Below are 13,456 nucleotides of genomic sequence, written 5' to 3' on the forward strand. Positions count from 1 at the left end.
CCTAATGGATCAGCCGGGGGTTCAGGGTGTGGGTCATGGCCTTTTCATCCGCAAAGTCCGGCCATTCGTTACGGGCCAAGGTGGAGAGGGATGGTGTTGGCAGCTTGAGTTTGCCTGCATAGATCCACAGATAGGACAGGGCACGATGCACATAATCCCGGGTTTCTGTGTTGGGCAGAAGCTCCATAAACAAGAGCGGGTCGTCTGACAGGGCGGCCTCTTTTTCCCAGCGTGCCAGAGCACTTGGGCCAGCATTATAACTTGCCAGAAGCCGGATCATGTCTCCACCGCGCACGGACAGGTGGGAGTTAATGCGGGTGCGCTCGGCCAGATATTGCACATAGCGCTGCCCGATTTCCAGATTGAGGCTGGGGTCGTGCAGGCTGTTGGCAGCGTTTTCAAAACGGCGCGTCACATTGGCCGGGGAGTCGCTAATTACAAAGTCAGCTGTCAGAGGGCGTAGCTGCATCAGCCCGTGTGCCCCAGCGCTCGAGACCGCCTTGGGGTCGAAGTTCGATTCAAGCCGGGTGAGGGCGTAAACCAGAGCCGGGTCCATGGTGAAGCCATGCCGTGGGCGGAGCAGGGGTAAGGGCATGTCATCATGCGCCTGCCCGTGGGCTTCATGGGTTGCCAGAGCATCGGACATCTCGGCGGCAACATCGTGTAGGCCAGCGCTTTCCGCTACAAGCTGAAAGGAGCGTGCCAGTGTGACGTCCCGCAGGTCCGGCCATGCACGGCGGATAGCGTTTTCGGCTCGTTCCTGCTCTCCCACCTGAAGCAGGGCAAAAACACGATGTCCAACCTCTGTTGCTCCAACAGCTTCAATATCAATTTCCGTCAGCACGGGTGCGGAAGGGGTGGAGGAGGGGGCTTCCAGCGGTGCAAAGTTGATCTTGTGCGACGGCTCTTTGCCATGCCCATCCTTGGCAGGATGGTTCATGTGTGCCGCCAGAATACCGTAAAAGGTATTGGGGAAGGCCTCTGCATGTTGGAGCCATAGATGGCGCGTGCGGTCGCGTCCCATTTTGTCATGCGCACGGGCTGCCCAGAAGGCGCATGCGGCGCGCAGATCCTGGGTTGCGTTTCTTGCGTGAGAGGCTTTTTCAAAGAAAGGAGCCGCTTGGGCGTAACGCTCCTGCTGCCATAGAGCCAGCCCAGCAATAAATCCTGCCAGCGCATTTGTCCCGTGAGCATGGTCTACCCCGGAGCGTGCAATATCCAGTGCAAAATCCGTCTCACCCATGCTGAGCATGGCCTGCGCCGTTTCTGCCTGTAACTGCGCTGCGTATGCAGGCGTTATACCGGGTGTGGCTGCAATGAGCTTGAGCGCACTGCGTACACCCTTAAGGCCCCACGTGGTCCGCTCCCGCAGGGTTTTGTCCAGCAACGGGTTGCGCGTGAACTCGTGCGTGAGCGGGTTTTCGGGAATGGTAGGGTGGTTTGGGGCCAGTCGCTCGCCGGTTGGAGCCGGTGGCAGAGGGCCTCCCCGCTGTGGCAGGGCGGCAAGACGGGCCCAGATGGTCGCGGCATCTGCGTAGGATGAATAGTTTTTCAGCCACGCCCGTAGCTCTGTGGCACCCGGATGGTAGGCGGGGTTGAGGTAACGGTCTGCCTCTATCTCGCCCAGCAGGGTGGCATCTGTCAGGCGGGTGCTGCTGCTAATGGCTTCTGCAAAGGCGCCCTGTCGTTGCAGGCGGAAGATGGCCTTGATCTGGGTGCTGACTTCGGGCGGCAGCGGTTTGGGTAAGGGAATGTCATCCCCGTCCGGAAAGGCCTGTCTAGGCAGAACCATCGCCAGCTCTTCGCTGTGCGTGTCCTGCCCGGATTCAGGCGGCTTGGCGTGGGCTCGCGTCGTTACGACGGTTGCGCTAGCCAACAAAGCTGCTCCAGCCAAAAAGGCCTTCGCCGCGATCTGATGAGATATGTGACCTATCGCTCGCATGGCTGGCGGGGTCTATGAGGTTCTGCGGCAAAAAGCAAGTTTGCCTTTTTCTAATGATAAAAAAGCAGGCGTCAGAACACGCAGAGAGAAAGAGGGATGGCCTGATGGATAAAGAGAGGAACTATTTAGAAAATTAAGGAAAATATTTTGTTTGCCATTTGTGATTATTCTTCACACGGCATAAAATTCCTTAGTTTTTCCATGCGTTTCAACCGTTTTGCTGTAGCGTTTGTGCAACAAGCAAAAGTGGATGCCAGATGTCTTTGCGTGCGGTCGGGCTGGTCTGGAGTTGCATCGGGTGACGTATGGCCAGAGCCGGAACCGGTGCGGCCAGACCCGTAATGGGAATGGGGTGCCAGACATGCCGTGCCATCTGTGTGTGCGAGTCTGTCAGAAGGCGGCCTGGCAGGCGGCCGCACAGCAAAAGGCGCTGGGGCGCAAGCAGGCTGATTGCGCGCTCAAGAAAGGGGCGACAAATCCGCAGTTCCGTCTCAGCAGGAGGACGCCCGCCGGGGGGACGCCAGGGAATCGCCGTGGCCAGCAGAAGGTTTTCACGCTTCAGGCCGATAGGGCTAAGCATCTGGTTCAGCAACTCACCCCCAAGGCCAGAGAACACATGCCCACTGCGGTCTTCATCCGCATCTGGCGCTTCACCAATGATCATCAGGGGGGCCCCATGCGGTCCCTGGGGGAAGAGGGTGTGCATAGCTGTCGTGTGGAGTGAGCAGGCCTCGAAAGCCTCCATGGCTTTGCGGAGGGCTTCAAGGCTTGTGGCGGCGGATGCCACAGCGTGGGCCTGTTCTACGCTTGCCGCAGGCAGGGGAGGCGCTGCCGTACTGGGTGTTTTGGCTGCACGCGGAGGGGCCGCAGGTGCGGCGGCTGGCGCGCCGGGCGGCATGTAGGATGTAGCAGAAGCTCCAGCCGCGCGGGCGGGTGCAGGAGGCGTCTGCTGTGCGGGGCGTGCGCCGGGAAGGGGCGTGAGATAGGCCAGACGCTGGTCCAGCGCCTGATCGCCCACCGCACAATCTACGCCCCAGTCACTATAAAGCTGGAGGAGAGCAAGCGCGCCGTCCATCATGCTGGCCTTGTGACGCGGCGTGCGGTTTGGCGCTTGGCTGCGGGCAGGGTAGAGATGTATCCGCCGTTCATGTCATTCTCCCCAGTCGTTACCGGAGCGGGACGGGCCTGAGTGGTTTTTAGGCCTTCGTTGCTCCTGGATAGGGTCATTATGCTATTTTGTCGCCTTCTGCCTACGGGTTTCCTCCTGCTTTCTGCCACAGCACTGCTAACGGCCCAGCCCGCCGGGGCAGCGCTGGCCTCTCAACCCACCCAGAAAGCCGTGCAGGGGCCAACCCAGACGGGCAGAGTCGACTCGGCGGCCTTTCTGGCCGCTGTTGTGGCAACGCATAACGGGGATGACGTACAGGCAGCCCAGTCGTTTCGTGCTGCCTCCGCAGCGGACCCGGCCAACCCGGAACTGATCAGGCAGGCTTTTGTCCGTAGTGTGCTGGCTGGAGACCCTGAGGCCGTGACACTTGCCGCACGGAACGAGAAGCTGCCGGGCGGCCAGACCATTATCTCTTCTCTGGTTCTGGGTAATGACGCCGCCGCACGCGGGGACTGGAAAACTGCCGCCAGTTTTTACCGTAAGGCAGAGGCGGACCCAATGGCGCACCTTATCATGCCACTGCTACAGGCATGGTGTGCTCAGGCCCAGAACCGTATGGATGAAGCCATAAACGGTCTGACCCGCACGCAGGGGTCTGTTCTGGTGCCGTTTTACACAACACACGCGGCTCTAATCGCACAGGTTTCCGGCAATGCGCCCCGGGCGGGGGACCTGTTTGCGCAAGCTGCAAAGCTTATGCCGGGGTATGACCTGCTTCTGACCCGCTCGCATGCCGCATGGTACTGGTCCCAGGGCCAGCAAAGCAAAGCCCGCGACCTGTTGCGCGGCATGATAGAGTCAGACCCCATTCTCGCTCTTGCTGGTAAACAGTTGCAGGCCGAAATCAGCCATTTTCCTGTAACGACGGCCCAGCAGGGCCTTGCGCGGGCCTATGTGCTAACTGCCTTTTTGTTACGGCAGCAGTCCCGTCAACAGGAGCAGGAGCGCACGGCCGCCAACCAGCACGCCCCGACAGACCATCAGTTTGATGAAGCGTCCCGCCTTATGTTGGGTTTCGCCCTTGGGCTGGACCCCCGTCTGGCTGAGGCCCGCCTGATGCTTGCGGATATTCAGGACGATGAAGGGCATCATGATGCCGCGCGTGACACTCTGTTGCGTATTCCCCCGACCTCTCCTTTGGCTCCGGTAGCAGCCTTCAAGCTGGCGCTGGCAGACAACACGACCGATCATCTGGAGGAGGCTCGCATCAAGCTGACACAGCTTGTGCAGGATAATCCGGACCGGCTTCTGCCCGTTCGGGTGCTGGGCAACACGCTGGCAGCACTGAAAGACTGGAAAGGTGCTCTGGCCGCTTACAACAAGGCCATTGAGCTGAATAAGGCCCACAACAAGAAAGATGACTGGTCTTTGCTGTTTTTGCGGGCGGTCACCTACCATGAAATGGATGACTGGCCGCGCGCCAAGGCTGACCTAAAAACAGCTCTGGCGTTGGTGCCCAATGAACCTTTGGTACTGAATTTTCTGGGGTATTCCATGGCAGAGCGCCGGGAAGAGTTACCTGAGGCCGAGCGTATGCTGCGCCACGCTGTGGAACTGGACCCGCATGATGCTGCCATACGTGACAGCCTTGGCTGGGTCAAGGTGGAGCAGGGGGATTTGAAGGAAGGGACCGCCCTTCTGGAACAGGCTGCTGAACAGACGCCCGAGGACCCTGAGGTCAACTACCACCTTGGGGAAGCCTACTGGCGCGCTGGCCGCCATAGTGAAGGTGTTGACCAGTGGAACGTAGCCCTGGGCCTGAAGCCCGAGCCACGTGATGAGGCCCTGATACGCGCTGCACTGGCCCGTGCAGCCGCCGCAGGTGACAAAAAAGCAGAACAGATACAACAGGCTCCCCACCCATCCCCTTCCGAAGTACAGGCCCAAGGAAAGCATACGCCGTAATGTCCGCCACAGTTCTTACAGCCCCCCAGTCCATCTTGACCGAGGAGGCGCACGCCAAAATTAACCTCTATCTGCATGTTACGGGTAAGCGGCCTGATGGGTACCATTTGCTTGACAGTCTTGTTGTCTTTGCGGGAGCAGGCGACCGGCTGACATATTTTCCTGACTCTACACCCCTGACGCTTGAGCTGGGTGGCAGATTTGGGGCCACTCTGGGGGCAGATGCTGCTGGCCCGGACAATCTGGTTATGAAGGCTGCCTCCCTTTTGCGGGCGGCCAGCAAGCCGGGAGCCAGAATACAGGGTGGCAGATTGGTGCTGGAAAAAAACCTGCCTGTTGCCTCTGGTATTGGGGGTGGCTCAGCGGATGCCGCTGCGGCGCTACGGTTGCTGAACCGGGCATGGCACGCGGGGGTGGAGACCAGCACCCTTTTGCAGTTGGCGGAGCAACTTGGGGCGGATGTGCCAGTTTGTCTGGCCAGCCAGACAGCCCGGATGGAAGGCATTGGTGAGCATCTGTCCGCCGGGCCAGTACTGCCTGACTGCGGGATGGTGCTGGTTAATTGTGGGGTGGGGGTCTCTACACCAGAGGTCTTTCGGAAGCGTGAGGGCGCTTTTCATGCCCGCGCAGACCTGCCAACGCGCTGGGCCTCAGCGCAGGACCTGGTCGATAGCCTTGCCCAACAGACAAACAGCCTGGAAGCGCCGGCGTGCCAGATTTGCCCCCCTGTGCAGGATGTTCTGACAACACTGGCACACCTGCCAGAGGCCCTGCTTGCGCGTATGAGCGGGTCCGGGGCGACCTGCTTTGCCTTATTTTCCACGCCTGACCAGGCATATCAGGCAGCCCAGCACCTAGCTGAGCAGCAGCCAGACTGGTGGGTATGGGGTGGCGCTCTGGTGTAGCCACCACTAACAGTCTAAAAAATACTCAAAATTCGATGCTCATGGTTGTAAGTGGAAAGTAAAGCACACATAAATTAAGATATACGTTCTCATGATCTGAAATAAAGAGGAGGTGATGATGTTTTCTAAAATAGATTTTACACTGACCGATGACAAAAAATCCGTCACCATGACGCTCTCATCTGAAGATGATGCGGACAAGCCAGCCGTCATCTCGCTCTCCGCAGAGCAGGTGACGCAGATCATTCAGGTTCTGGGCCGCGTGCGGGAAACCATGCTGGAAGGGCAGGATGTACCGTCCATTGAAGGCGCACGCTTTACTCCGGTAGTGCGCACCCGCTGGGCGTTGCAGCCAGAAGCCAGTACAGATGGGTCCGTGCTGGCCTTCCAGCACCCTGCCTATGGGCCGGTCGGTCTGGTCCTAACGCCGCAGGATTCTGACAAACTCATGCGTGGTTTGCACATGCATCAGGAAATACGGCGCGACAATTACGCCAATCGTGGCAAATTGAACTAACACGCTGCTTCCGGGAAGGCGTGGTGCGCAAGCGCGCTGTTTTCCCGGTCCAAACTCAGTAAAGGCTACATTATGAAACTTAGTGCGCGAAACCAGTTAAAAGGTAAGGTTCTTTCCATCCAGAAAGGGGCGACCACCTCTCATGTCAGCATCGAACTGGTAGGGGGTGCCGTTGTGATGGCCTCTATTACCAACGAAGCCGTAGCTGACCTCGGGCTGGTTGTCGGTCAACCGGCTGTAGCAGTTATAAAAGCCTCTGACGTGATGGTTGGCGTAGAGTGAAAATTAGGCCCGCTCTTTAATGCGGGCTTATTCGGCTTGCTCATAGAACTTTTGCGAGGGGTGCCTTATTACAGAGGGCATCCTTCCGCAGGAAGGCCGAAGGCCGGATTGTGCAGAAAAGTCTGGTCCGTCAGTGTTTGCATAAAGGCGACCAGGGCTTCGCTCTGTCGTGGTGTCAGCGTGATAGCGTGATGGGCCTGTAAGGCGGCCTCCAGCGTAGGGGCGCTCCCATCATGCAAATAGGGAGCCGTGACAGCAACGTTGCGTAGAGACGGCGTCCTTATAGCCGTAGAACTTGCGGAAGTCAGCTTATAGAACTTCTGGTCCGACAGTAAAAACCCACTGTGGCAGGCTGCACATTTTTTCTCTTTAAAAAAAAGACTGGCCCCCTCTTCTGCCTGAAGGGGAAGGGGATGGTGCTCTTTCTGGGCGCGGTCCCATGCGCTGGTGTTGGACACGAGAGTGCGCTCAAAAGCAGAGACTGCCTGTGCAATGGTGTCTGCGGTTATATGGCCTGATTCATCAGGAAAAGCCTGTTTAAAAAGTTTCTGGTAGCAGGCGTCTGATGCCACTCTCTGTTCCAGAACAGCCTTGCTTGTCATACCCATTTCAACAGGGTCATGCCCCATCAAGGGCGTGAAAAACTGATCTTCCAGTCGGGAGATATGCTGCTCCAGCCATGTCAGGGTTGTGAAGTCCTTGATATTGGCCAATGAGGGGACATTGCGAATGCCCTCTTCATTTGTCACGCCCATATGGGTTGCATTGCTCTCTGCAAAAGCATGCTTCTGGTTGTGGCACGTTGCGCAGGACATACTGCCATCAGCCGAGAGGTCTGCATCATAAAACAGCCGTCTGCCCAGTGCAGTCCGTGCCTCCTCTTGTGAAAGAGAACTTGCCTGCACAGTTGAGAATAATGCTGTGCAGGACAGGAAGATCAGAAAGTAAAAGGAAGCTGAGCGCACTCTACTGAACTTTAATAACCATCACTTCAAGGGTAGGGGTTCCGCTACCACTGATCTGAATGGTCTGGCGGCCTGCCGGAAGGGTGAAGTCAACCATTTTGCCAATACCGCTACAGGCAGGCCCATGCTGATGGTGGGTTGAGTCAGTCACCTTGCCCTGTGCAATAACGTCCAACCACGCCCGGCCAGACAGCATGACGCGGTATGTACCAGCGTCAGGTGTGTCAAACGCCAGCAATCCCCCTGAACTGACTTTGCCGCCGGGGGCTTCTGGTCGAACGCTATACTGTATGTCCGTGGTGGGGTGCAGGGTCACCTGTGCGGCCTTGCCAACGGTCAGTAAAGCCACATTTAGGCCATCCGGCTGGGTGGCAGCACTTACCGGGGTAGGGCTTGTCCATGGCGCAAGGGCAGGGGGGAGAGCGGGTGCAGGGTGTTGTGTACACTGGGCTGTATGTTCTGCGGCCCAGCCCGTACCAACAGGGTAAAACCCTGCGCAGGCGAACAGCGCGGTCAGGCGCAGGAACTGTTTCACTCTTGCCATGAGGCTCTCCTATTATCTATATTTATGTATATATAGATAACGGCCGGAATCGTAAATGACTGCACGCCTCTTTGCCAGAACGGCATCACTCTCTTTCATGACTGTCCTGGGAATGGGGAGCCTTGGTGTGGAGGATGCGTGGTCGCAGTCTCAGGATGCCACCTATGTGGCGGACACCAACGAGAACACCAAGACCCGCAAAAGCAAGCCCGCTGCCACGTCTGGCACGAGTAGTGTTTCTGCACCCCAGACCCACACACAGACTCAGGAAGCCGCAGATGTGTATGGGCCGGGGCAGATTACGGTTTACGGGACACGCACGCCACAGGCGTTGGTAGGCAGTTCAACGCTTTCTGCTGCATCTATTTACATGTTTAATAAAAATACGCTGGATGAAGCGGCCAATCTTATCCCCGGCGTTAGTTCAGCAAACACCGGGGGCACCCGGAATGAACGCACACTGACGGTACGTGGGTTTAACCGCTTTCAGGTGCCGTTGCTGGTGGATGGCGTGCGTATTTACCTGCCCGCAGATAACCGACTGGATTATGGGCGCTTTCTGACGTCAGATATTGCTGAAATTCAGGTCGCCAAAGGCTATGCTTCCGTTCTGGATGGTCCGGACGCCATGGGAGGCATGGTCAATCTGGTAACGCGCAAACCCAGTAAAGCGCTGGAAGGAGAGTTACGGGGCGGCACCATGCTGGGGCATGGGGGTGGGTACTCAGGTTATAACGTCTCAGGCCTGATCGGCACGCGGCAAAACAAATGGTATGCTCAGGCCAGTTTTGCGGTCAATAACGTTGACCATACGGATCTGTCTTCTCATTACACACCTACGGCTACGCAGAGGAAAGGCAAAAGGCTGCTCTCTGATTCTGCAGACTGGCGAGTGAACCTTAAGGCGGGTTACACGCCCAACGCAACGGATGAATATACCGTCAACTACACCCGTCAGGGTGGAGAAAAAAGAGCGCCTTATAACGTGAATGACTCTGTGGCGTTGCAGAGAAACTGGACATGGCCTGACTGGAATCTGGACAGTTTGTCCCTGACCAGCCGCACACGCCTTGCGGATAGACTGACGTTACGGACAAAGCTGTACCGCAACACGTTTTACAACTTACTGCGTAGTTTTGATACCTCCAGTCTGGACACACAAACCAAACCCAAAGCGTTTAATAGTGAGTATAATGATACAGCTTGGGGTGGCTCGGCCCGTCTGGATGCCAAGGTCTCGCGGCGCGATACATTTGGTCTGGCCTTTTACGGGCGGCGTGATGAACATGCAGAAATACAGCAGGTTTTTCCCGGCGGCAGTTACCAACCGCGCCTGACTTCTGTTGAGCAGAGTTACAGTATTGCTGCAGAAAACACGTTTGCGCTTCTCAGCACCTTATCTTTTACAGCGGGTGTCAGTTATGACTGGCGCGTGCTGGAGCGGGCGCAGGGCTATTCGGCAGGTATTATCAATTATCCTACCCGTAACAGGGGCGCCCCTAATGGGCAGGCACGGTTGAGCTGGAAGCCTGATGCCGCGTCAGAACTCCATATCAGTTTTTCTGATCGCGTGCGTTTCCCCACGTTGTTTGAACGGTTTAGCACGCGGTTTGGGGGTGCGGTTTCAAGCCCGTGGCTTAAGCCTGAACGCGCACAGAACTATGAATTGGGCGGCTCCCACAATTTTGGAAAAATACAGGTTGCAGGAGCGCTTTTCTATTCGCATTTGAACGACCTGATTGCGTCTTTTCCTACCATTTATAATGGCGTTGCAGTGTCCCAAAGCCGGAATGTGAGTAGTGGAAATTATGCGGGGGCAGAAATTTCCATAGCTATACCGCTTCGTAAAAACCTTTTATTAGGCGGTAACTATACATATATTCATCAAAGCGTGACTGTGCCAGGTACACCCAATTATAAGCCAGGTGATGTGCCAACACATAAAGCCTTTGCTTATGTAGAGTGGGAACCAATAAAAGGGTTGAGGTTTGTTCCCAACGTAGCTGTGGCATCTAACCGTTGGACAACGGATACATCGGGGCTGTTCTATTTCCGAACCGGACATAACGTCAATCTGGCAGCGCGTCTGGATTACCAGATTACGCCTAATGTGCAGGTAGGCGTTAATGCGTCCAACTTGCTGGACCAAAACTACCAGCTTGTCTCAGGTTTTCCTGAGCAAGGGCGCAATTTTTTCGTAAACCTGCGTATTTCTGGTTGAGCTTATAAGGGGTGGCGGTGCGTGTGGGGTAAGCAACCCTGCGCGGATGTAGGGTTGCTTACCCCACACATAGGCTCTCTCAAAACGACACGACCAAACCGGAAGCATGGTGCCCTTTGAAATATCAAGGGTGTGCCATGCTTTTTTTGTGCATGTGTCTTCACTCATTGGCTCTTATCGTGTCGTTCCAGCTAGGGTTTGGCTGTGCGCAGACGGGGCAAAATTCTTAGCCGCTATGCCCGATTCCTGCATTTTGAGACGAAGGGTAGGGGTAGCTCTTCGCGCTACGCATGGCAGAAAACAACAGGTTTGGTCTTTATGTCTCATATCTGAAACAGTTTCTGCTATTTGTACAAAGATCTGTGAGTAAGCTACCTGAAACAGTGGCATTTTCTAGGCAATTGCTGTTCACCAGACAAAATGGCTGGTGGTGAGACGTGGCCCTAATGACCCCTCTGCTCGCTGGCAGCCACTGAAACATTCAGAGAGACACTCAACATGCGAGAGAGTAATAAGGGGTTGTTTTCCATAATAACCTCAGCCTTACTGGCTCTTATCGGACTATTCCTATTTTTCGGTGGTGCCCAACTGCTTATGCTTGGCGGTTCGTGGTTCTACATTGTGGCGGGCGCTGTCATGCTCGCCGCAGCATTTAACGGGTTCAGAAATCCCAAACTGGCAGCGCGCCTCTATGCGGCTTTGTTGCTTGTTGCAACTATCTGGTCCGTTTTTGAAGTTGGCTTTGACATCTGGGGTCTTGAAGTCAGGCTCTTCACGCTGATCGGCCTTGGCGTATGGCTTCTTCTGCCGTGGGTCTGGCGTACCAGTGACAACTGGCTGGCCGACAAGCGGGAAGTTCTCGGCTCTGTCGTGGTGTCAGGCGTGGTTGTGGTTGCAAGCTGCTTCTCGTCTTACTCCATTAACGGCACTGTGCCGTCTGACCGTATGTCTGCCACAGGCCAGTCTGACATGGCATCCAACGGCGTGTCGGACAAAGACTGGTCTGCTTATGGTGGCACAGTCGGCGGGGACCGGTATTCTCCAGTTGGTCAAATCACACCAGCAAACATCAGCCATCTTAAACGGGCCTGGGTCACGCGCACGGGTGACGTTCAGCAGGACGGTGAAGGCACAGTGGCAGGTCCCGATCAGGGGCACGAGTTCAATCTGGAACTCACACCGCTGAAAGTGGGCGATACCCTGTATATGTGCACGCCGCACAGCTGGGTGATGGCGCTGGACGCCAAGACCGGTAAGGTCAAATGGAAGTTTGACCCCAAACCAGCAACGGCTGACCTTGATAAAAACGTTTATCTCGCATGCCGTGGTGTCTCTTACTACCATATCCCGGATGAAATTCAGACAAGCTGCCGCAACCGTATCTATTCTCCGGTTGCTGACGTACGCATGGTGGCAGTTAACGCTGAAACCGGTGAGCCTTGCGATGACTTTGGTGACCATGGGTTTATTTCCCTGCGTCAGTACCTTGGTCACGTTCCGCATGGCTTCCACTTTGTTACGTCTCCACCCATGGTGGCCAAAAACCGTGTCATTACGGGCGGTTGGGTGTTTGACAACCAGGCAAACTTTGAACCGTCTGGCGCGATCCGTGCTTTCAACGCCACCACTGGTGAAATTGAGTGGGCATGGGATGCAGGCCATACGCCTGAAACGTGGAAACCCGGCGCTGAAGACGAGCTGACGCGTGACACCCCGAACGCATGGGGCGTGTACACAGCAGACCTCAACCTGGGCCTGGTTTATATTCCTACGGGTAACTCCCCGCCGGATAACTGGGGTGGTTCACGCCGTCCGTTTGATGACGCAACGTCCTCCGCTACAATCGCTCTGGACATTGAAACAGGCGAACGCCGCTGGACCTACCAGACCGTGCACCATGACTTGTGGGACATGGATATTCCGTCTGGTCCATCCATGGTTGACCTGCCCGGCCCGAATGGTGAGAACATCCCGGCGCTGGTGCAAAGCACCAAACGCGGTGAGTTCTTTGTGCTTGACCGCCGTACCGGCCAGCCAGTTCCGGGCTACCCGGTTGCTGAAAAGCCAGTGCCAACGGCTGGCATAGCGCCAGATGACCGTGTTTCTCCAACACAGCCATACCCAACGGCTATGCCTTCTCTGACGCCGCCGGACCTCAAGGAATCTGACATGTGGGGTGCAACCCTGCTTGACCAGATGATCTGCCGTATCCAGTACCGTCAGTCTGCCTATGAAGGTCAGTTCACGCCGCCGCATGTTGGCCAGACAACCATTGTCTATCCGGCATTCTATGGTGTGGTTGACTGGCAGGGCATTACCATTGACCCGCAGCGCAAACTGCTGCTGGCCAACGCAAGCTACCTGCCGTTCCGTATCCGGCTTGAGCATCGCCACACGCTGGAAAAAGACGGCACGCTGCCAAAGTGGGATGGTAAAGGGGAAGAGCCTGCCGCAAAGGGTGACGCACTCTCCGTCTCTCCTGACTACGGCACGCCTTACATTGCTTACACCAACCCTTGGCTGAACCCACTTCAGATCCCCTGTAAGGGGCCGGTATGGGGCACCATCACGGCAATCGATCTTGTGACCAAGAAGATTGTCTGGCAGCACCCGGTTGGCACCACGCGTGACACAGGGCCTTTCCGCACACACAACAACCTGCCGCTGCCAACAGGCATGTATAACATCGGCGGGAACATTGTGACCAAAGGTGGTGTGGTGTTCATGGGCGCTACCGCCGATGATTACCTGCGCGGCTTTGACCTGGCGACCGGTAAGGTCATCTGGAGTGACCGTCTGCCAGCAGGTGGACAGGCGACCCCAATGTCCTACGAACAGGACGGCAAGCAGTATGTTGTTATTGCTGCTGGTGGCCACGGTGGTCTGGGTACCCGCAGTGGTGACTACATCATTGCCTATACGCTTGATAATGCTCAGGGCGGCAACGCTCAGTAATTAAGCACGATGACGCGGGGCTTTGGGTTTTTGACCTAAAGCCCCGTTTCTC

General features: G+C 56.4%; 11 protein-coding genes. 6 read left to right on the plus strand and 5 right to left on the minus strand.

Annotation, left to right across the window (positions count from 1 at the left end; translation table 11 throughout):
- Position 1 precedes the first annotated feature (1 nt).
- From Abci_RS06540 to Abci_RS06550, 3 genes are all read right to left on the minus strand, one after another.
- Positions 2-1,942: a lytic transglycosylase domain-containing protein gene (locus tag Abci_RS06540; RefSeq protein WP_048838362.1), complete on the minus strand. Its 1,941-nt coding sequence runs from the start codon at positions 1,940-1,942 to the stop codon at positions 2-4.
- A gap of 208 nt (positions 1,943-2,150) precedes the next feature.
- Positions 2,151-3,020 (minus strand): uracil-DNA glycosylase, encoded by an 870-nt coding sequence (locus Abci_RS06545; RefSeq protein WP_048838363.1) that lies wholly within the window; start codon positions 3,018-3,020, stop codon positions 2,151-2,153.
- Entirely contained in the window at positions 3,017-3,169 is a 153-nt protein-coding gene (locus Abci_RS06550) for a hypothetical protein (RefSeq protein WP_158319782.1), read from the minus strand. The genes Abci_RS06545 and Abci_RS06550 overlap by 4 nt, the downstream gene beginning before the upstream one ends.
- 1 nt (position 3,170) lies before the next feature.
- Here Abci_RS06550 and Abci_RS06555 point away from each other — a divergent pair, with 1 nt between their 5' ends.
- The 4 genes from Abci_RS06555 to Abci_RS06570 all read left to right on the plus strand — a co-directional run bounded on the left by Abci_RS06555 (position 3,171) and on the right by Abci_RS06570 (position 6,719).
- Entirely contained in the window at positions 3,171-5,015 is a 1,845-nt protein-coding gene (locus Abci_RS06555; protein ID WP_048838364.1) for a tetratricopeptide repeat protein, read from the plus strand.
- Positions 5,015-5,920 carry a 4-(cytidine 5'-diphospho)-2-C-methyl-D-erythritol kinase gene (locus tag Abci_RS06560; RefSeq protein WP_048838365.1) on the plus strand — a complete coding sequence of 302 codons (906 nt, stop codon included), beginning with the start codon at positions 5,015-5,017 and terminating at the stop codon, positions 5,918-5,920. Before Abci_RS06555 ends, Abci_RS06560 begins: the two co-directional genes overlap by 1 nt.
- 115 nt (positions 5,921-6,035) lie before the next feature.
- A complete protein-coding gene (locus Abci_RS06565; RefSeq protein ID WP_240554464.1) occupies positions 6,036-6,437 on the plus strand; it encodes a hypothetical protein in 402 nt (133 codons plus the stop codon).
- Between the two features lie 72 nt (positions 6,438-6,509).
- The gene (locus Abci_RS06570; protein WP_048838366.1) at positions 6,510-6,719 is read left to right on the plus strand and encodes a TOBE domain-containing protein; all 210 of its coding nucleotides are present in this window, start codon (positions 6,510-6,512) and stop codon (positions 6,717-6,719) included.
- A gap of 68 nt (positions 6,720-6,787) precedes the next feature.
- On the opposite strand, the gene Abci_RS06575 is transcribed toward Abci_RS06570, so the two are convergent.
- Positions 6,788-7,624 (minus strand): cytochrome-c peroxidase, encoded by an 837-nt coding sequence (locus tag Abci_RS06575; protein WP_146806769.1) that lies wholly within the window; start codon positions 7,622-7,624, stop codon positions 6,788-6,790.
- Between the two features lie 61 nt (positions 7,625-7,685).
- Positions 7,686-8,228, minus strand: coding sequence for a hypothetical protein (locus Abci_RS06580; protein ID WP_052944781.1), 543 nt, complete (start codon positions 8,226-8,228; stop codon positions 7,686-7,688).
- Positions 8,229-8,283: 55 nt separating this feature from the next.
- Here Abci_RS06580 and Abci_RS06585 point away from each other — a divergent pair, with 55 nt between their 5' ends.
- Complete coding sequence (locus Abci_RS06585) at positions 8,284-10,449, plus strand: TonB-dependent receptor plug domain-containing protein (RefSeq protein ID WP_052944782.1); 2,166 nt, start codon at positions 8,284-8,286, stop codon at positions 10,447-10,449.
- A gap of 498 nt (positions 10,450-10,947) precedes the next feature.
- Positions 10,948-13,404 (plus strand): membrane-bound PQQ-dependent dehydrogenase, glucose/quinate/shikimate family, encoded by a 2,457-nt coding sequence (locus Abci_RS06590; RefSeq protein ID WP_048838367.1) that lies wholly within the window; start codon positions 10,948-10,950, stop codon positions 13,402-13,404.
- Positions 13,405-13,456 lie beyond the last annotated feature (52 nt).

This window comes from Acetobacter cibinongensis (assembly GCF_000963925.1).
In the GTDB taxonomy this organism is placed as follows: Bacteria; Pseudomonadota; Alphaproteobacteria; order Acetobacterales; family Acetobacteraceae; genus Acetobacter; species Acetobacter cibinongensis.